The organism is Burkholderia sp. JPY481, assembly GCF_038900515.1.
GTDB classification, from domain to species: Bacteria; Pseudomonadota; Gammaproteobacteria; order Burkholderiales; family Burkholderiaceae; genus Paraburkholderia; species Paraburkholderia youngii.
On sequence record NZ_JAYMRT010000002.1, the window covers coordinates 53,743 to 73,208 of the forward strand.

The 19,466-nt window shown below is 63.8% G+C and carries 18 protein-coding genes; 10 read left to right on the plus strand and 8 right to left on the minus strand.

All coding sequences use genetic code 11. The features are described 5' to 3' along the window. Positions 1–35: 35 nt before the first annotated feature. The 4 genes from folE2 to VSR82_RS05600 all read right to left on the minus strand — a co-directional run bounded on the left by folE2 (position 36) and on the right by VSR82_RS05600 (position 4,268). Positions 36–842 carry a GTP cyclohydrolase FolE2 gene (gene folE2 / locus VSR82_RS05585; RefSeq protein WP_429456503.1) on the minus strand — a complete coding sequence of 269 codons (807 nt, stop codon included), beginning with the start codon at positions 840–842 and terminating at the stop codon, positions 36–38. Between the two features lie 244 nt (positions 843–1,086). Next, entirely contained in the window at positions 1,087–2,994 is a 1,908-nt protein-coding gene (gene dxs, locus VSR82_RS05590) for a 1-deoxy-D-xylulose-5-phosphate synthase (RefSeq protein WP_176123306.1), read from the minus strand. 87 nt (positions 2,995–3,081) lie between these two features. Next, positions 3,082–3,963, minus strand: coding sequence for a polyprenyl synthetase family protein (locus VSR82_RS05595; protein ID WP_368584113.1), 882 nt, complete (start codon positions 3,961–3,963; stop codon positions 3,082–3,084). Then, complete coding sequence (locus VSR82_RS05600) at positions 3,960–4,268, minus strand: exodeoxyribonuclease VII small subunit (protein WP_090808406.1); 309 nt, start codon at positions 4,266–4,268, stop codon at positions 3,960–3,962. Before VSR82_RS05600 ends, VSR82_RS05595 begins: the two co-directional genes overlap by 4 nt. A gap of 320 nt (positions 4,269–4,588) precedes the next feature. Between VSR82_RS05600 and VSR82_RS05605 the strand changes: the two genes are divergently transcribed. Both VSR82_RS05605 and VSR82_RS05610 read left to right on the plus strand, forming a co-directional pair. Further along, on the plus strand, positions 4,589–5,695 hold the full coding sequence (locus VSR82_RS05605; protein WP_368584114.1) for an aromatic ring-hydroxylating oxygenase subunit alpha: 1,107 nt from the start codon (positions 4,589–4,591) through the stop codon (positions 5,693–5,695). A gap of 149 nt (positions 5,696–5,844) precedes the next feature. Next, the gene (locus VSR82_RS05610) at positions 5,845–6,714 is read left to right on the plus strand and encodes a sulfurtransferase (RefSeq protein ID WP_410848815.1); all 870 of its coding nucleotides are present in this window, start codon (positions 5,845–5,847) and stop codon (positions 6,712–6,714) included. A 109-nt stretch (positions 6,715–6,823) separates the two neighbouring features. On the opposite strand, the gene VSR82_RS05615 is transcribed toward VSR82_RS05610, so the two are convergent. The 3 genes from VSR82_RS05615 to polA form a co-directional block, all read right to left on the minus strand. Beyond that, entirely contained in the window at positions 6,824–7,696 is an 873-nt protein-coding gene (locus VSR82_RS05615; protein WP_429456500.1) for a dienelactone hydrolase family protein, read from the minus strand. Positions 7,697–7,795: 99 nt separating this feature from the next. Beyond that, complete coding sequence (locus VSR82_RS05620; protein ID WP_410848814.1) at positions 7,796–9,151, minus strand: NAD(P)/FAD-dependent oxidoreductase; 1,356 nt, start codon at positions 9,149–9,151, stop codon at positions 7,796–7,798. A 157-nt stretch (positions 9,152–9,308) separates the two neighbouring features. After that, entirely contained in the window at positions 9,309–12,050 is a 2,742-nt protein-coding gene (gene polA / locus VSR82_RS05625) for a DNA polymerase I (RefSeq protein ID WP_410848813.1), read from the minus strand. A gap of 1 nt (position 12,051) precedes the next feature. Here polA and VSR82_RS05630 point away from each other — a divergent pair, with 1 nt between their 5' ends. The 3 genes from VSR82_RS05630 (at position 12,052) to VSR82_RS05640 (ending at position 14,048) form a co-directional block, all read left to right on the plus strand. After that, the gene (locus tag VSR82_RS05630; protein ID WP_368584119.1) at positions 12,052–12,795 is read left to right on the plus strand and encodes an LOG family protein; all 744 of its coding nucleotides are present in this window, start codon (positions 12,052–12,054) and stop codon (positions 12,793–12,795) included. A 156-nt stretch (positions 12,796–12,951) separates the two neighbouring features. After that, positions 12,952–13,521 (plus strand): chromate transporter, encoded by a 570-nt coding sequence (locus tag VSR82_RS05635; protein WP_429456497.1) that lies wholly within the window; start codon positions 12,952–12,954, stop codon positions 13,519–13,521. Further along, the gene (locus VSR82_RS05640; RefSeq protein WP_429456495.1) at positions 13,518–14,048 is read left to right on the plus strand and encodes a chromate transporter; all 531 of its coding nucleotides are present in this window, start codon (positions 13,518–13,520) and stop codon (positions 14,046–14,048) included. Before VSR82_RS05635 ends, VSR82_RS05640 begins: the two co-directional genes overlap by 4 nt. Before the next feature lie 31 nt (positions 14,049–14,079). Here VSR82_RS05640 and VSR82_RS05645 read toward each other — a convergent pair whose 3' ends face one another. Continuing rightward, positions 14,080–15,606, minus strand: a complete 1,527-nt coding sequence (locus tag VSR82_RS05645; RefSeq protein ID WP_368584187.1) for an AMP nucleosidase — start codon at positions 15,604–15,606, stop codon at positions 14,080–14,082. A 188-nt stretch (positions 15,607–15,794) separates the two neighbouring features. Between VSR82_RS05645 and VSR82_RS05650 the strand changes: the two genes are divergently transcribed. The 5 genes from VSR82_RS05650 to VSR82_RS05670 all read left to right on the plus strand — a co-directional run bounded on the left by VSR82_RS05650 (position 15,795) and on the right by VSR82_RS05670 (position 19,414). Beyond that, positions 15,795–16,193 (plus strand): hypothetical protein, encoded by a 399-nt coding sequence (locus tag VSR82_RS05650; protein ID WP_013092991.1) that lies wholly within the window; start codon positions 15,795–15,797, stop codon positions 16,191–16,193. Positions 16,194–16,407: 214 nt separating this feature from the next. After that, complete coding sequence (locus VSR82_RS05655; RefSeq protein ID WP_176107219.1) at positions 16,408–17,403, plus strand: homoserine kinase; 996 nt, start codon at positions 16,408–16,410, stop codon at positions 17,401–17,403. Then, entirely contained in the window at positions 17,394–18,200 is an 807-nt protein-coding gene (locus VSR82_RS05660; protein ID WP_368584122.1) for a BPSS1780 family membrane protein, read from the plus strand. Before VSR82_RS05655 ends, VSR82_RS05660 begins: the two co-directional genes overlap by 10 nt. A 170-nt stretch (positions 18,201–18,370) precedes the next feature. Then, positions 18,371–18,823 carry a MarR family winged helix-turn-helix transcriptional regulator gene (locus VSR82_RS05665; protein ID WP_429456492.1) on the plus strand — a complete coding sequence of 151 codons (453 nt, stop codon included), beginning with the start codon at positions 18,371–18,373 and terminating at the stop codon, positions 18,821–18,823. 171 nt (positions 18,824–18,994) lie between these two features. Beyond that, positions 18,995–19,414 (plus strand): organic hydroperoxide resistance protein, encoded by a 420-nt coding sequence (locus VSR82_RS05670; protein WP_429456490.1) that lies wholly within the window; start codon positions 18,995–18,997, stop codon positions 19,412–19,414. The last annotated feature ends 52 nt before the right edge of the window (positions 19,415–19,466 follow it).

Below are 19,466 nucleotides of genomic sequence, written 5' to 3' on the forward strand. Positions count from 1 at the left end.
TTTGCAACGAACGGCGTAGACCGACACAGAACGTATCAGGCCAGGCGCTTGTCCTGCTCGATCATCGCATAAGCGCTGTGATTGTGAATCGACTCGAAGTTCTCGGCTTCGAGCACATACGCGACGATGCGCTCGTCGGCGTTCAGACGCTGGGCAACGTCGCGCACGAGGTCTTCGACGAACTTCGGATTTTCATACGCGCGCTCGGTAACAAACTTCTCGTCCGGACGCTTGAGCAGACCCCACAGCTCGCACGACGCTTCTTCCTCGGCGATGCGGATCAACTCTTCGACAGCGACGTCGCCGATGAGCTCGGCATCGATCGTCACGTGCGAGCGCTGGTTGTGCGCGCCGTACTGCGAGATTTTCTTCGAGCACGGGCACAGGCTCGTGACCGGCACCAGCACCTTCAGAAACAGCCGCGTCGCGCCATGGCGGGTCTCGCCGGTCAGCGTGACTTCGTAGTCGAGCAGGCTCTGCACGCCCGACACCGGCGCGGTCTTGTTCACGAAGTAAGGGAATGACACTTCGATGCGGCCCGCCTCGGCCTCGAGCTTATCGAGCATGGCAGCGAGCATCGTGCGGAACGTGGCCGGTTCGAGCGGCGCCTTGTTCTCTTCGAGCAACGCGACGAAGCGCGACATGTGCGTGCCCTTCTGCTCGGCCGGCAGATGCACGTCGAGATTCCACGTGCCGACCGTTGGCTGCACTTCACCGGCTTGCGTGCGGACCGTCAACGGATGACGCACGCCCTTCACGCCGACCCGCTGGATCGGAATCTGGCGCGTGTCGGGGGTGCTTTGCACGTCGGGCATCACGAAGGCGGGATTCATCTGATTCATTCTTTTGTCCTTTCTGGAAAGCGCCTGGCTGCGTCAAGGTCTCGCTGCATCGGCGACCATCGCGCAGCGAGCTCGAAGCGCCCAGCGGCCGTGCAGATCAGCGCGCGCAACGGGGAACGCCGGCTGCCGCCGGCGTTGGGTGACGGGCCGCAGGACCCGTCGATTCAAACTGGAGATTGCCGAAGCCGCCGTCGCATGACGGCGGCATGAGTCGTACCGCGGCGGCACGACAGGCGACAGCGCCTTAAGCGACGCGCTTCACCGACGACTGACCGCCGACCGCGCCGCTTGCGAGGAAGCGTTCGCGAATCGACCGGGCGATACCCGCGGCGTCGAGACCGCACGCGGCGAGCAGCTTGGCCGGGTCCCCGTGATCGATGAACCGATCGGGGAGGCCCAATTGTAGTACGGGGCGCATAACCCCACTTGCGAGCAGGGCTTCGACGCAGGCCGAACCCGCGCCACCCATGATGCAGCCTTCCTCGACGGTGACGATCGCGTCGTGCGTCTCGGCCAGCTTGCGCACGAGTTCGGTGTCGAGCGGCTTCACGAAGCGCATGTTCGCGACGGTGGCGTCGAATTGCTCGGCGGCCGCGAGCGACGGCGCGACCATCGTGCCGAACGCGAGAATCGCGATGCGCTTGCCAGCCGGCGCCGACGTCTCGCGACGCACTTCACCCTTGCCGAGCGGCAACGCGGCCATCTGCTTGACGGTTGCGACACCGGTACCCGCGCCGCGCGGGTAGCGCACAGCGGTCGGATGCGACTGCTGCAACGCGGTGTACAGCATCTGACGGCACTCGTTTTCGTCCGACGGCGCCATCACGGTCATGTTCGGGATACAACGCATGAACGCGAGGTCGTACGCGCCCGCATGCGTCGCGCCGTCCGCACCGACGAGACCCGCGCGATCGATGGCGAACACCACCGGCAGGTTTTGCAGCGCGATGTCGTGAATCAACTGGTCATACGCGCGTTGCAGGAAGGTCGAATAGATCGCGACGACCGGCTTCATGCCGTCCGCGGCGAGGCCGCCCGCGAACGTCACCGCGTGCTGCTCGGCGATGCCGACGTCGAAGTAACGATCCGGGAAGCGCTTTTCGAACTCGACCATGCCCGAGCCTTCACGCATCGCCGGTGTAATGCCGACCACGCGCGAGTCGAGCTCGGCCGCATCGCACAGCCATTCGCCGAACACCTGCGTGTAGGTCTTCTTCGACGGCGTCGCGGCCGGCTTGATGCCCTCGGCCGGGTTGAACTTGCCCGGGCCGTGGTACAGCACCGGATCGGCCTCGGCCAGCTTGTAGCCCTGGCCTTTCTTCGTGACCACGTGAAGGAATTGCGGCCCGCGCAGTTCCTTGATGTTTTGCAGCGTCGGGATCAGCGAATCGAGATCGTGACCGTCGATCGGCCCGATGTAGTTGAAGCCGAACTCTTCGAACAGCGTGGCCGGCACAATCATGCCCTTCGCGTGCTCCTCGAGCTTGCGCGCGAGATCGAGCACCGGCGGCGCAACCCGCAGCACGCGCTCGACGCCCGCACGCGCGGCCGCGTAGAAGCGCCCCGACATCAGACGCGCGAGATGGCGATTCAGCGCGCCGACCGGCGGCGAGATCGACATGTCGTTGTCGTTGAGGATCACGAGCAGCGGGACGTCGTCTTCGACGCCCGCGTTGTTCATGGCCTCGAAGGCCATGCCGGCCGTCATCGCGCCGTCGCCGATAACCGCGATACCCATGCGGTTGTCGCCCTGCAGCTTGCTCGCGATCGCCATGCCGAGCGCGGCCGAGATCGACGTGCTCGAGTGCGCGGTGCCGAAGGTGTCGTATTCCGATTCGTCGCGTTTCGGGAAGCCCGAGATGCCGCCCAACTGACGCAGCGTGTGCATCTGGTCGCGACGACCGGTCAGGATCTTGTGCGGATAGGTCTGATGGCCTACGTCCCAGACGATCCGATCGTGCGGCGTGTCGAACACGTAATGCAGCGCGATGGTCAACTCGACCGTGCCGAGGTTGGACGAGAGATGGCCGCCCGTCTGCGATACGCTGTCGAGCACAAAGGCGCGCAACTCGTCGGCAAGCGGTTGCAATTGACGGCGATCGAGGCGGCGCAGGGCTGCCGGGTCGTCGATGGTTTTCAGCAAGTCGTACATCGTCGTTCCATTGTAGGAAAACTTACGCGCCCGCACTTCATTCATGCACCCCGGGGATGGAGGGTGCGCGGCGGCGGGCTTTCGCGTTCAGCTGACCCGGTTCACCACCAGGTCGGCCAGTTCGGCAAGACGCTGTGCGCGAGCGCCGAACGGTGCAAGCGCGGCGTGAGCGTCGCTGCGCAGTTGCGCCGCGAGCGCGCGCGACGCGTCGAGCCCGATAATCGACACGTAGGTCGGCTTGCCGTCCTTCGCGTCCTTGCCGGCGGTCTTGCCAAGCGTTGCGGAGTCGGTCGTGACGTCGAGAATGTCGTCGACGACCTGAAACGCGAGACCGACCGCGGCGGCGTAGGCGTCGAGCGAAGCCAGAGCCTGCGCGTCCGGCGTCTCGCCAGCCAGTGCGCCCATGCGCACGGCCGCGCGCAGCAGCGCGCCGGTCTTCATGCGATGCATGGTCTCGAGTTGCGGGCGGGTCAGCGTGTGGCCGACGCTCGCCAGATCGATGGCCTGCCCGCCGCACATGCCGATCGAGCCGCTGGCGAGCGCGAGTTCGCGCACGAGCGAGGCCTGCTGCGGCTGGCCCAATACGTCGGACGTGAGCACGACGAATGCCTGCGATTGCAGCGCGTCGCCGACCAGCAGCGCGGTCGCTTCGTCATACTTGACGTGGACCGTCGGCTTGCCGCGGCGCAGTTCGTCGTCGTCCATGCAGGGCATGTCGTCGTGCACGAGCGAGTACACGTGGATCATTTCCAGCGCCGCCGCCGCCGCATCGAGGCGTTCGGCGCGCGCGCCGGTCAGCTCGCCGGCCGCGTGGCACAGGAGTGGCCGCACCCGCTTGCCGCCACCCAGCACCGCATAGCGCATCGCCTCGTGTAGCTTGGCGGGTTCGGTCGTCTCGGCCGGCAGATAGTGTTCCAGAGCCGTTTCGACGCGTTCGAGCACCGAGCGCGTCCATTGTTCGAATGTCATAGGTCGTCCCCGCTCTCAGTCGCGGCTGTGCCTGCGGTATTCATGGGCAGCGGCTTGAGGGTCTCGCCATCGAGGACCCGCACCTGCTGCTCGACCTTTTCGAGCTGCTGTTGACAGAATGCGACAAGTGCCGCCCCGCGACGGTACGCGGCCAGCGATTCCTCGAGGCTCAGGCTGCCGCCTTCCATGCGCGCAACGAGCTCTTCCAGCTCCGTCTGCGCTGCCTCGTAATTCTCCGGCAGCGGCGCGCTGTCGCCGCTTTCGGCTGGCGCGGCGGCGGAATCGTTCGATGCGGTCTTCGCCATGAATAGTCGCAAAATTAAAACAAGTCGGACATTCTACGGCAAAAGCGACATTTTCGATCCGCTCGAAGGCCTGCGCTCCGCCGTGCCACCTTGCTTCGAGCCTGTCCGATGTCCACCTTTGCCCCGCTTCGACCCTGAAGTCTCGCAGAAAAAAAGCTCGAGGTCTGCGGCGAAAATGCCGAACTTTCTTGACATTTTTAACCCAAATCAGGGACTTAAGTGTCCCTGTCACAGGGAAACGGGTATAATCGCGGGCTCCCTAAATCGAATCTTCGATGGTTGGGTTGTTCACTGCTTTCACGTCTTCATCGGGAGTGGGAATGTCCAATCTGAGCAATGCATTGCAGTTGCGGTCTGTTCACAGCCAGCTGCCAGTCACGGCTTACTTTGACGAAGCGCTTCTTACGCGCGAAATCGACACCCTTTTCAAGAAAGGTCCTCGCTACATCGGCCACGATCTCATGGTGCCCGAAGCGGGGGATTATTTTGCCTTGCCCAGCGAACGCGAGGGGCGGGTACTCGTCCGTAACCAGCAGTCGCAAGTTGAGTTGCTGTCGAATGTGTGCCGCCACCGGCAAGCCATCATGCTCAACGGCCGCGGGCAGACGCAGAACATCGTCTGTCCGCTGCATCGCTGGACGTACGACCTGAAGGGCGAGCTGCTCGGCGCGCCCCATTTCGCCGACAACCCGTGCCTGAATCTCGGCTCCACGCCGCTGCAGAACTGGCAGGGTCTGCTGTTCGAGGCGCAAGGTCGCAACGTCGCGAAAGATCTCGCACGCCTCGGCACCAAGCGCCACTTCGACTTCTCGGGCTTCATGTTCGATCACGTCGAAGTCCACGAGTGCAACTACAACTGGAAGACCTTCATCGAGGTCTATCTGGAGGACTATCACGTCGCGCCGTTCCATCCGGGCCTCGGCAGCTTCGTCAATTGCGATGATCTAACCTGGGAGTTCGGCGACTGGTACAGCGTGCAGACAGTCGGTGTGCACAAGGCGCTCGAGCAACCGGGAAGCCCGACGTATCGCAAGTGGCATGATGAAGTGCTGCGCTTTCGCGACGGCAATCCGCCCGAGTTCGGCGCGATCTGGATGGTGTACTACCCGGGCATCATGATCGAGTGGTATCCGCACGTGCTGGTGGTGTCATGGCTGATTCCGCGCGGTCCGCAGAAGACCACCAACGTGGTGGAGTTCTATTACCCCGAGGAAATCGCGCTGTTCGAGCGCGATTTCGTCGAAGCCGAGCGCGCCGCCTATATGGAGACGGCCCGCGAAGACGACGAGATCGCCGAGCGCATGGACGCCGGCCGTCTCGCGTTGATGGAGCGCGGCGAGTCGCAGGTCGGTCCGTATCAGAGCCCGATGGAAGACGGCATGCAGCACTTCCATGAGTTTCTGCGGCGCGAACTCGGCACGATCTGATCCCGCCGCTTGGCGCATCGATCGACTCAACGAAAGACGGGCTTCGACCCGTCTTTTTTTGTTTAGACTAACGACATAGACCGGCGATTGCGCCAACCGCGTGAACGACGCGGCCCGCAGCCGCCATCGCCCGTATCGAGGAGACGCTCATGCCCCACACTCATTACACCACCCTGATCTCCGCGACCAATCTTGCCGAGCGGCTCACTGCCGCGCCGGGCAGCGTGTTCGTGATCGACTGCCGGTTCGACCTCGCCGATACCGACGCGGGGGAGAAAGCCTGGCTGGCTGGCCATCTGCCGGGCGCGCACTATCTGCATCTCGATCGCGATCTGTCCGGGCCGAAGAACGGCTCGAACGGCCGGCATCCGCTGCCCGATCGCGCGCGGCTCGTCGAAACGCTCGAGTCGCGGGGGCTGAAGCAAGGTCAACAGGTCGTCGCATACGACGCGCAAGGCGGCATGTACGCGGCGCGCGTCTGGTGGCTGTTGCGCTGGCTCGGCCACGACGCGGTCGCGCTGCTCGACGGCGGGCTGCAGGCATGGGAAGCGGCTGGCCAACCGCTGACGCAGGCCGTACCCGCGCAGAATACCGGCGACTTCAAGGCGGCCGCGCCGCTCGCGGTGACCATCGATAGCCAGGCGATCGAGCGCAACCTCGACTCGAAGGAGCGAATCGTCGTGGATGCGCGCGCGCCCGATCGCTATCGCGGCGAAAACGAGACGCTCGACCGCGTCGGCGGCCATATCCCGGGCGCGCTGAACCGCTTCTTCAAGGACAACCTGACCGCCGACGGCCGCTTCAAGCCGGCGCACACTCTGCGCGAGGAATTCCATGCGCTGCTCGGCGACACGTCGCCGGAGCACGTGGTGCTGCAATGCGGCTCGGGCGTGACCGCCTGCGTGAATTCGCTCGCGATGGAGGTTGCCGGCCTGCATGGCTCAGCGCTGTACCCGGGCTCGTGGAGCGAGTGGAGTTCCGATCCGAAACGGCCGGTGGCGACCGGAGCGAACCCCTGAGCACTTGCCGCGGCGAGTCGTCATCAGACAAAAAGGCCGTTGCCGATTCGAAGCGGCAACGGCCTTTTTTTATCGGATTTATCGCTAGAGAAACAAACACATGAGGGTTTCAAGCAACCCCATGTTGCTTGAACCACACGAGCGTGCGACGCCAGCCATCCTCGGCATCGGCCTTCTTGTAGCTCGGACGGTAGTCGGCGAAAAACGCGTGACCTGCGTCGTCATAAACGACGAACTGCGAGCCGCGTCCCGCTTGCGGCCCTTGCGCGATCGCCTGCTTCATCTGCTCGAGCGTGTCCTGCGGAATGCTTTGATCCTGGCGTCCATACAGGCCGAGGACGGGCGCATGCAGGTCGGCGACGAGATCGAGCGGATTGGCCGGCGTCATCGCATTCTTCGCGCCGGTCACGCGACCATACCAGGCGACGCCCGCCTTCACGCGCGGATTGTGCTCCGCATACAGCCACGAGATGCGCCCGCCCCAGCAAAAGCCGTTCACGCCGAGCCGGTTCAGGTCGCCGCCGTTCTCGCCGGCCCACGCAGCGGCCGCGTCGAGGTCAGCCAGCACCTGCTCGTCGGGCACTTTGCTGACCAACTGCTCGTTGAGTTGCTGCATGCTCGTGTAGGCGGTCGGGTCGCCCTCGCGCTCGTACAGGTTCGGCGCGATCGCCAGATAGCCCTGCTTCGCGAAGCGCCGGCACACGTCGGCGATATGCTCGTGGACGCCGAAGATTTCATGCACGACGAGGATCACCGGCAGATGCGTCTTGCCCTTCGGCTGCGCGCGATAGGCCGGTATCAGCGTACCGCCCGAATGGAACGCCACTTCCCCTGCTTCGAGGCCGTCGCTGTCGGTATGAATGGCCTGCGCCGAGACTGGCAGCACCGCTGCCGCGAAACCAGTGCCGAGCGCCGCCTTCATGAAGGTGCGCCGATCGAAGGAAACGTGCGGAATCAGACAATCAACTTCAGGCTTCAGCATGGGGCGCTCCTCGAAGAATTGTTAGAGGCAACAGGATACGCCTTGCGCGCATCCCGTTGCAGATTCAACTGAGCAGAACGTCCGCCCGCGCCGATGCAGTCAGTGCAGCTTGACGCGCGGCAGCGTGGTACGGCGCAACCAATGCGCGAAGGTGTCGAGCATCATGCGCGGATAGCCGTGCAGCGCCGCGATATGCAGCCGGTACAGCGACATGTACATGAAGCGCGCGAACAGCCCTTCGATCAGCATATTGCCGCCGATCACCCCGCCCATCAGATTGCCGACCGCGCTGAAGTGTCCGAGCGAGACCAGCGAGCCGAAGTCGCGATAAGTGAACTCCGGTAGCGGCCTGTTCTCGAGGCGCGCCGCCAGTCCCTTCAGCAGAAAGCTCGCCTGCTGATGCGCGGCCTGCGCGCGCGGCGGCACGTTGCGCTCGTTGCCCGGCCACTCGCAGGCCGCGCAGTCGCCGAGCGCGAAGATGTTGTCGTCGACCTCGGTTTGCAGCGTGCGGCGCACCACCAGCTGGCCGAGCCGGTTGACCGGCAAGCCGTCGAGCTGGCCGAGCACCGCCGGCGCCTTGATGCCCGCCGCCCACACGGTCAGGTCGGCCCGCACTGTGTGACCGCTCGCGGTGCGGATGTAGCCCGGCGCAACCTCGGCCACGGTCTCGCCGATCATCAGCTTCACGCCGAGCTTGGTCAGCAGTTCGGCGGTGGCCGTGGAAACGCGTTCCTGCAACGCGGGCAAAATGCGCGGCCCCGCCTCGATCAGCACGATGCCGACGTCATGCCGCGGATCGAGCTTGTGCAAGCCATATGCGGACAGCACTTGGGCGGTATTACGCAACTCCGCCGATAACTCGACCCCCGTCGCGCCGCCGCCGACAATCGCCACCTGAATGCGCGGCTCGCTGGACGTCCACGTGCCGGGTCCCGGTCGCGACTCGACGGGCTGGTGCGCCTGATGTTCGGCGCGCATGCACGCCGCGATGAGCCGCTTGCGGAAACGCTCTGCCTCGCTAACCGTATCCAGCGCAATCGAGAATTCGGCCGCTCCCTTGACGCCGAAGAAGGCCGTGGTACTGCCGATAGCGATGACCAGCGTGTCGTACTCGAGCACACGTTCGGGCAGCAGTTCCGCGCCGTCGTCGTCGAGCACGGTGCCGAGCGTGATGCGCCGGTTCGCGCGGTCGAGTGCGGTCAGATCGCCTTGCTGGAACTCGAAGCCATGCCAGCGCGCCTGCGCCGCGTAAGGGAGCTCCTGCGTGAACGGGTCCATGCTGCCCGCCGCCACTTCGTGCAGCAACGGCTTCCAGATATGCGTCGGAAAGCGATCGACCAGCGTGACCTGGGCCTGCGCGCTGCGCCCCTTCTTGCCGGCCCCGTAGCGATCGCCAAGACGCGTCGCCAGTTCCAGTCCTCCCGCACCTCCGCCAACGACGATAAATCGATGCATTGCACTTCTCCGTGTAGCCGATGAATTATCTGTCGCGACGCGGCGCATGAATGCGCCGTCCTGAACCGATTGTCCTCGACCCGCCAGGGAAGTCACAAGTGACCAATACCCATGTGTGACATGCGCACGACGTTATCGTGCGCGTGTCACGGGCATGTCAATGCGCCTCCTCCCAGTTCAGCCCCGCGCCGACTTCGGCGACCAGCGGCACCTTCAGCGCGGCGACACCGCACATCAGTTCTGGCAGGCGCTTGCGGACTTCGGACAGCTCAGCGTCGGGCACTTCGAGAATCAGTTCGTCGTGCACCTGCATGATCATGCGCGTGCCGATCTTCGAGTCTTCGATCCAGTTCTGCACGGCGATCATCGACATCTTGATGAGATCGGCCGCGGTGCCCTGCATCGGTGCGTTGATCGCGGCCCGCTCCGCGGCCTGGCGGCGCGGACCGTTGCCGCCGTTGATCTCGGGCAGCCACAGCCGGCGGCCGAACACCGTTTCGACGTAGCCCTTCGCCTTCGCGCTCAAACGCGTCTCGTCCATATAGCGAGCGACACCGGGATAGCGCGCGAAATAGCGGTCGATATACATCTTCGCCGCATCGCGCGTGATGCCGAGATTCGACGCGAGGCCGAACGCGCTCATGCCGTAGATGAGACCAAAATTGATGACCTTCGCGACCCGCCGCTGATCGCTCGACACTTCGAGCGGCGTCACGTTGAAGATTTCCGATGCGGTGGCGCGGTGAATGTCTTCGCCCTGCGAGAACGCGCGCATCAGCGATTCGTCGCCGGAGATGTGCGCCATGATGCGCAATTCGATCTGCGAGTAATCGGCGGATACGAGCTTGTGCCCCGGCGGCGCGATGAACGCTTCGCGGATGCGCCGGCCTTCGCCGGTACGCACCGGAATGTTCTGCAGGTTCGGATCGTTCGACGCGAGCCGCCCCGTCACCGCGACGGCTTGCGCGTAGTTCGTATGCACGCGGCCGGTTTGCGGATTGACCATGCGCGGCAGCTTGTCGGTATAGGTCGACTTCAGCTTCGACAGGCCGCGATGTTCGAGCAGGATCTTCGGCAGCGGGTAGTCTTCGGCGAGCTTCTGCAGCACTTCTTCGTCGGTAGAAGGTGCGCCGCTCGGCGTTTTCTTGATGACCGGCAGTTCGAGCTTCTCGAAGAAAATCTGGCCGATCTGCTTCGGCGAGCCCAGGTTGAATTCACCGCCAGCCAGTTCGTACGCCTTGCCTTCGAGCTCGATCAGACGCGTGGCGATCTCGCTGCTCTGCTGACGCAGCTTCTCCGCGTCGATCAGCACGCCGGTGCGCTCCATCTTGCGCAGCACGCGCGAAGTCGGAACTTCGATCTCGCGATACACGTGGTCGAGCGACTTCTCCACGGCGATTTGCGGATACAAGGCCTGATGCAACCGCAGCGTGATGTCTGCGTCTTCGGCCGCATATTCGGCGGCTTTGTCCAGCGCGACTTCGTCGAAGCCGATCTGCTGCGCGCCCTTGCCCGCGACCTCTTCATACTTGATCGTCTTCACGCCGAGATGACGCAGCGCGAGGCTGTCCATGTCGTGCGTGCGATGCGATTCGAGCACATACGATTCGAGCAGCGTGTCATGCTCGACGCCGCGCATTTCGATGCCGTAATTGGCGAGCACCTGTTCGTCGTACTTCAGATGCTGACCGACCTTCTTATGGTCCGCGCTTTCGAGCCACGGCTTGAGCTTCGCGAGCACTTCGTCGAGCGGCAGCTGCACCGGCGCGTCGGGGCCGCGATGCGCGAGCGGCACATACGCGGCGCGGCCCGCTTCGACCGACAGCGATAAGCCGACGATCTGCGCGACCATCGGATCGAGCGACGTGGTTTCGGAATCGAACGAAGTTATCTCGGCCGCATTGATCTTGTCCAGCCACGCGTCGAGCTGCTCCCATGTTTGCACGGTCTCGTAGTGGCGCTCGTGATCGACGGACAACGCGGGCGGCACGTCGGTTTCCGGACCTTCGACCGCGTCGGCAATCTCGACTTCGCGCAGCCACGTCTTGAAGCCGTGGCGCGTGAACACCTCGCGCAACTCTTCGCGCGACTCGGGAAGGCTCGGCAAGCTTTCTTCGATCGATACGATGTGGCCGGTCAGATCGCAATGACGCTCGACTGTGACGAGCTTACGCGCCATCGGCAAGAAGTCCAGCGCACGGCGCAGATTATCGCCGACCGCGCCCTTGATCTCGTTCGCATGCTCGACGATGCCATCTAGCGACTCATATTGCGTCAGCCATTTGACCGCGGTTTTCGGACCGCATTTCTCGACGCCCGGCACGTTGTCGACGGTATCGCCGATCAGCGACAGATAATCGATGATCCGCTCCGGCGGCACACCGAACTTCGCGACCACGCCGTCGCGATCGAGCGTTTCGTTGGTCATCGTATTGACGAGCGTCACGCGGTTCGACACCAGCTGCGCGAGGTCTTTGTCACCGGTCGACACGACCACGTTCATGCCGAGCTTTTCCGCCTCGGTGCACAGCGTGCCGATCACGTCGTCCGCTTCGACACGATCGATCATCAGCAGCGGCCAGCCGAGCGCACGCACCGCGACGTGAATCGGCTCGATCTGACGGGCAAGATCTTCCGGCATCGATGGACGGTTCGCCTTGTACTCCGGATACCAGTCGTCGCGAAACGTTTTGCCCTTGGCGTCGAACACGCACGCGCTATACTCTGCTGTGACTTCCTTGCGCATGCGCCGCAGCATGTTGATCATCCCGTAGAGCGCACCCGTCGGGCCACCCTCGGGGCCGCGTAGATCAGGCATCGCATGGTAGGCCCGGTACAGATAACTCGAACCGTCGACCAACAGCAGGGTCTTACCTTCAAGGCTTCGTTCTTCAGGCATTATGACTAAGAGAAAAGTGATTCCGAGTCTGCGATCGCTCGCAGATCAAGAGCGCGCAACGGCCAAAAAAGCCCGCGCATCGTGGCAGATGTTCACGATTATGGCAGAGTTTATCGAGGCGACCGAGTACCTGTCGGAGATTCGACCGGCGGTCAGCATCTACGGTTCGGCGCGCCTGAAACCGAACTCGCCGTACTACAAACTCGCCACGCAGATCGCGCGCAAATTGTCGGATGCTGGCTTCGCGGTGATCTCCGGCGGCGGCCCCGGCATCATGGAAGCGGCCAACAAGGGCGCGCATGCGGGTAAGGCGCCGTCGGTCGGTCTGAACATCGAGTTGCCGCACGAGCAGTCGGGCAACCAGTGGCAGGACATCTCGTTGCGCTTCCGCCATTTCTTCACGCGCAAGGTTACGTTCGTGAAGAACTCGGACGCGGTGATCGTGATGCCCGGCGGCTTCGGCACGCTCGACGAACTGGCCGAAGTACTCACGCTGATCCAGACCAAGAAGTCGCGCCACGTGCCGATCATTCTGGTCGGCGGCGAGTTCTGGGAGGGTCTGCTCGCGTGGTTCAAGAGCTCGCTGATTCCGATGGGTTTGATCAATCCGACCGATATCGATCTGATGCAGGTGATCGACAATCCGGACCAGGTGCTCGAAGCGGTGCTCAAGTTCTACGAAGACCGTGAAGAAGGCGAAGCGCATCCGGTCAAGTCGGACGAAGACCGGATGTTCTACCTGTGATCGCATGACGCTGCGCGCCTCGCAATACGCGTAGCACGATGCATTGCGCACCCATCAGGTCGCGCACATGGCGGGCAGCCTGCGGGCTGCCCGCTTTCGTTTTGCAGGCTTGCCGTTCGGCGCTAACCTCCCCAGCTTGTACCCGAAGCTCGCGATATGAACAACGACCTCACCTCGCCCGAGGCCGCGCTCGCACCCACGCCAACGTTGCGTGAGATCTTCGGCGGCTTTCTCGGGCTCGGCCTCATTTCATTCGGTGGCGCGTTGCCGCTCGCGCGCCGCGCACTCGTCGAGCAACGCCGTTGGCTGACCAGCGACGAATTCACCGACCTGCTCGGCCTCTGTCAATTCCTGCCCGGCGGCAACGTCATCAACCTATCGGTCGCGATCGGCATGCGCTTTCGCGGCGTGCCCGGTGCGCTGGCCGGTTTGCTCGGCTTGATTGCCGGGCCTTCGCTGGTGGTGATCGGGCTCGGCGTGCTGTACGAACACACGCAGAACGATCCGCACGTGCGTCATCTGTTCGCGGGGCTCGCCGCGGCGGCTTCGGGCCTGCTGATTTCGATGGCATTCAAGATCGTGCTGCCGTTGCGCAACAAGCCGCTCGCCGCGTTGATCGCCGTGCTCGGCTTCGTTGCGATTGCCGTGCTGCGCTTGCCGCTGCTGCCAACGATGCTCGTGCTCACGCCGCTCAGTATTTATCTTGCAGCAAGGAGCGCGCGATGAACGACACGCTCGGATCCCTTGCGGCGATTTTTAGTCAGCTGTCGCTGCTCGCGTTCGGCGGCGGCAATACGATCCTTCCGGAGATGCAGCGGCAAGTGGTCGACGTGCATCACTGGATGCCGGCCAGCGAATTCAGCGCGCTGTTCGCGCTCGCTCAAGCCGCGCCCGGCCCGAACCTGATGATCGTCACGCTGATCGGCTGGCATGTGGCCGGCTGGGCCGGCATGCTCGTCACGTCGATTGCGAAGTTCGGGCCTTCGTCGCTCGTGACGATCCTCGCGCTGCATGCGTGGGACCGCTTCAAGGACCGCCCGTGGCGCCGCTATGCGCAACTCGGACTCGTGCCGGTGACGGCCGGCCTCGTGGCGGCGAGCGCGGCGCTGATCGCGCGCGCGTCGAATCCGACCGCGATAGGGTGGGCGATTACCGCGTTCACGTCCGTGATGGCGACGAAGACGCGGATTCATCCGTTGTGGCTGTTAGCCGCTGGAAGCCTGATCGGGTTGACCGGGTTCGGGCAGGGTTGAACACGCGAGCGTCACCCTGCCTCGGCCCGAGTTACTGAAACGCGACTTCCGCGAAACTCCGCAGCTTGCGGCTATGCAACCGATGCAACCCGTTCATGCGCAGCAATTCCATCGCCTTCACGCCGATCTGCAGATGCTGGTCGACCTGCGCGCGATAGAACTGATCGGCCATGCCCGGCAGCTTCAACTCACCGTGCAGCGGCTTGTCCGACACGCATAGCAGCGTGCCGTAAGGCACCCGGAAGCGAAAGCCGTTCGCGGCGATCGTCGCGCTTTCCATATCGAGCGCGATCGCGCGGCTCTGCGATAGCCGCTGCACCGGCTCGCGATGATCGCGCAGCTCCCAGTTTCGATTGTCGACGCTCGCCACGGTGCCCGTGCGCATCACGCGCTTCAGTTCGACGCCATCGAGTTGCGTGACCTGCGCGACCGCGCGCTCGAGCGCGACCTGCACTTCGGCGAGCGCCGGAATCGGCACCCACAGCGGCAGATCGGCATCGAGCACATGATCTTCGCGCACATAGCCGTGCGCGAGCACGTAGTCGCCGAGACGCTGCGTGTTGCGCAGCCCCGCGCAGTGGCCGAGCATGATCCACGCATGCGGGCGCAGCACCGCGATGTGATCGGTGATGGTCTTCGCATTCGACGGCCCGACCCCGATGTTGACCATCGTGATGCCACTGCCGTCCGCGCGTTTCAGGTGATACGCGGGCATCTGCGGCAGACGCGGCGGCGGCGTGCCCTCCTGCGCCTGCTCGCCGAGATTCTCGTTGTAGGTGACGACGTCGCCGGGTTCGACGAACGACGTGTATTCGCTGCGATACGCGCGCAATTCCGCGTCGTCGGTGCGGGCCATCATGGCGCGGCCGAGCTTGACGAATTCGTCGATATAGAACTGGTAGTTCGTGTACAGCACGTAGTTCTGCACATGCGTCGGCGAAGTCGCCGTGTAGTGCTTCAGCCGATGCAGCGAAAAATCGACGCGCGCCGCCGTGAACAATGCGAGCGGATGCGGCTCGCCCGGCAGCGGCTCGTACGTGCCGTTGACGATGCGGTCGTCGAGCAGCGCGAGGTCAGGTGTATCGAAGATGTCGCGCATCAGGAACAGGCGCTCGCGGTCCAGATCGCCTTCGAGGTGGATGCCCTCGGCGAATGCGAAATGAATCGGAATCGGCTGGTCCGACACGCCGACCTCGATCTGCACGTGATGGTTTTTCGCCAGCAGCCGCAATTGCTCGCGATAGTAGTTACCGAACAGGTCTGGTCGCGTGACGGTCGTCTCGAACACGCCCGGCCCCGCGACGAACCCGTACGAGCGGCGCGAATCGATGTGCGTGTTGACGTCGGTACGCACGCGCACGAACGGATAGCAGGCGCGCACACGATGGTCGAACTGCTCGTTGCGGCGGTAGCGCGCGAACGCATCGCGCAGGAACGACGTGTTCGCCTCGTAGATCGCGGCGAGGCGGGTGACGGCTTCGGCCGCGTCGTCGAAGCCTTCGGTAGGGAAGCTGTTGGCGGGAGTCTGCACCGTGCGCTGATTGATATCGTTGTTCATCATCGTTCACCCTTTTTGATGAGACGACATTACCACGGAACCCGCTATTGCCAAATGTCGGCGGCGACGCTTGCAACAGCGCTCGCGAGAACGCGCGCGTGATGTGCGAAAGCGGCGCAAAATAAGGCTTCGCGCCCGAACGCCAGGCCGGATTTGCTAGAATCCGGGCACCCCATTGGAGAATCACCATGAAGCCGCTCCTTCCCATCGCTGTTGCGCTGGCTCTCGCCTTCGGCAACGCCGCGATGGCTGCCCAGCCCGTCGACGAACCGCCGCCCGCCGGCGTGCCCCAGTCCGCCAATGAACGGGCCGGTCTGCCGGACCTCGCCAAGATCAATCGTCCAGCCGCAGAGGTCAGCTCGAAGGTCGACATCAACAACGTTCCGCGCACGCCGAGCTTTCACGAGGTCAGCCCGAACGGCACCGAAATCACTGAATTCCGCGACAAGGGCAAGCCGGTCGAAATCAACGTGCAATCGAATTTCGGCACGCGCTACCAGATGAGCGCGTCGCCCGACACGTCGCCGACCGTTCACGACAGCGGCAAGCCCAGCACCCGCCTGCCGTCGGTGAATCTCCGCTATTGATCGTTACGAAAGCGGCCCGCCGGCAACGGCGGCCGCGGCGTGGTCGTGACCCGGTTACACCCGATCGCGGCCGCGGCGCGATGAACTTGCGCTGAATGCGGCGACGCGTACATTTCGCCGTTCCGCACTCGTCGCGCGCTGCACCCCATTCGCTTGTCTCACCTCGCACTGGCCGCACAGCGCCAGCCCGAACAACCTGATCCGACGTTTCCGCATGGCCGTCTTCACCGCTGTCAACGAATCCCAACTCGCAGAATGGATGAGTCACTACGATCTCGGCGATGTCGTCGAGTTTCGCGGCATTTCGTCCGGCATTGAAAACAGCAACTTCTTTCTGACGACGACGCGCGGCGAATACGTGCTGACCATTTTCGAGAAGCTGACAGCTGAACAACTGCCGTTCTATCTGGACCTGATGCGGCATCTTGCCGCGCATCGCGTGCCGGTGCCGGATCCGATGCCGCGCCTCGACGGCGCGCTGTTCGGCATGCTGCTCGGCAAACCCGCGACGATCGTGACGAAGCTCGAAGGCGCGCCGGAACTCGCGCCCGGCGTCGAGCACTGCGCCGAGGTCGGCCACATGCTCGCGCGCATGCACCTGGCGGGCCGCGACTATCCGCGTTATCAGCCGAACCTGCGCAGCCTGCCGTGGTGGCGCGAGACCGTGCCGACGATCCTGCCGTATCTCGAAGGCGAGCAGCGCGATCTGCTGGCGTCCGAGCTTGCGCATCAGGAGGCGTTCTTCGCCTCCGCAGATTACGCGGCCATGCCCTCGGGTCCGTGCCACGCCGATCTGTTCCGCGACAACGCGATGTTCGCGCACGCGGCGCCCGAGACCGGCCACGAAGTGCGGCTCGGCGGTTTCTTCGATTTCTATTTCGCCGGCTGCGACAAGTGGCTATTCGACGTCGCGGTCACGGTCAACGACTGGTGCGTCGACCTCGCGACCGGCAAGCTCGACTCCGAACGCACCGAGGCGCTGTTGCGCGCGTATCAGACGGTGCGGCCGTTCACCGTCGAGGAAAACCATCACTGGGGCGACATGCTGCGTGCGGGTGCATACCGTTTCTGGGTCTCGCGCCTGTATGATTTTCATTTGCCGCGCGCGGCCGAACTGCTGAAGCCGCACGACCCCGGTCATTTCGAACGCATTCTGCGCGAGCGCCTGCTGGGCGTCGCGAATCCAGGCATCCATACCCCATGCAACTGATCGAAGTCCCCGCGAAAACCGGCTACGTGTGGTTCCGCCAGGGCATCTGGCTGTTCCGCAAGAATCCGCTCGCTTTCCTGACGCTGTTCTTCACCTATTTGCTGGTGATGACGCTCGTGTCGCAGATTCCGGTGGTCGGCGGCGTGTTGCCGCTGTTGTTCATTCCGGGTGTCGCGGTCGGCTTCATGGCCGCGTGCCGCAACACGATCGCGGGCAAACCGGTGTTTCCGACCATTCTCGTCGACGGCTTTCATTCGTATGGCCCGGTGGTCGCGCGGCGGCTGCTCGTGCTCGGCGCGCTGTATGTGATCGCGATGGCGCTCGTGCTGGCCGGCTCGGCGCTCGCCGACGGCGGCATGCTGCTGAAGGTGATGCTCGGCAACGCGTCGATGGATGAAAACGCAATCGCCAACAGCAATATCCCGCTCGCGGTGATCACCGCGCTCGCGTTCTACGTGCCGGTCGCGATGCTGTTCTGGTTCTCGCCGATCCTCGCCGCCTGGCATGACGTGCCGCCCGTCAAAGCGATGTTCTTCAGCGTCGTCAGTTGCTGGCGCAATCGCGGCGCTTTCATCGTGTTTGCGGCGCTGTGGTTCGCAGTCGCAACGGTCGTGTCGATCGGGCTGTCCGCGCTGATGCAGGCGCTCGGCGCGGCGGACTTCGCGTTTGCGATCCTGATGCCCGCGACGATGATCGTGACGACCATGCTGTACTGCTCGTTCTACGCGACCTATCGCGGCTGCTTCGGCGTGCAGACGCCGCAAACGCCGGATCTGCCGACCACGCCGGCGGCCTGATCCGTCGTTCCCGCGCGGGTGCCGTTCTGGCGCCCGCGCATTGCGTGTTACGCATCTCCCCGACGTCTCTGTCGGAACACCTGCTCCCAACGCCCGGCATTCTGAATCGATTTGCGGCACAATGGTTTGTGTGCAATCCATTTGTACGCTTTTTTTTGCCGAGGTGGATCATGACCCAGCGCCCCGCTCTCCCCTTCACGCTCGACGAGCAACTGTGCTTCGCGCTCTACTCGACCTCCCTCGCGATGACGAAAGCGTACAAGCCGCTGCTCGAAAAGCTCGGACTCACGTATCCACAATATCTGGCGATGCTCGTGCTGTGGGAAACCGACGACGTCACCGTCAAGGACATGGCCACGCGTCTGAATCTCGACCCGGCGACGGTCACGCCGCTGCTCAAGCGCCTCGAAGCGCAGGGACTCGTCGAGCGCGCGCGCGGCACCGACGATGAGCGCCTCGTCTACATTCGCTTGACCGGCGCGGGCAAAGCGCTCAAGCGTCAGGCGCGCGACGTGCCCGGCGAGATCCTCTGCGCGACGCAGCAGTCGCCGGACTTCCTGCTGCGTCTGCGCGACGACCTCACCCGCCTGCGCACGACGCTCAACGACTTTATGGACCAGTAGTGCGATAACTGAAACGGACTAGTTCCGGTTTAACCGCAAAATTAATTTGCACACAAATGATTTGTGTACTATCTTACTCACATGCCGCTTCGCTAGCACTTCGCCAGACCGGCGAACCGGCAGCCAGCGGCAAACATGCCAACTTCGACACCCAAAACAAGGAGCTGCACCATGAACATCCTCTACAAGGCAAGCGCAACGAGCACCGGTGGCCGCGACGGCCGCGCCGTATCGTCGGACAATGCATTGGAAGTGAAGCTGGCCGCGCCGCGTGAGCTCGGCGGGAATGGCGCGGCAGGCACGAACCCTGAACAGCTGTTCGCGGCCGGCTACTCGGCCTGTTTCCTGAGCGCCATGAAGTTCGTCGCCGGCCAGCGCAAGCAGGCCCTGCCGGCCGACACGCAGGTTTCCGCCGACGTCGGCATCGGCCCGAACGACAAGGGCGGCTTCGCGCTCGACATCGATCTGCGTATCTCGCTGCCGGGCTTCGCTGCGGACGCAGCGAAGGAACTGGTCGATGCGGCACACCAGGTCTGCCCGTACTCGAACGCTACGCGTAACAACGTCGCGGTTCGTCTGCACGTCGCTTGAGGTGAGGTCGGCCGTCGCGCCGATCAGCACCGCCAGGGAAGAACCGCTGACG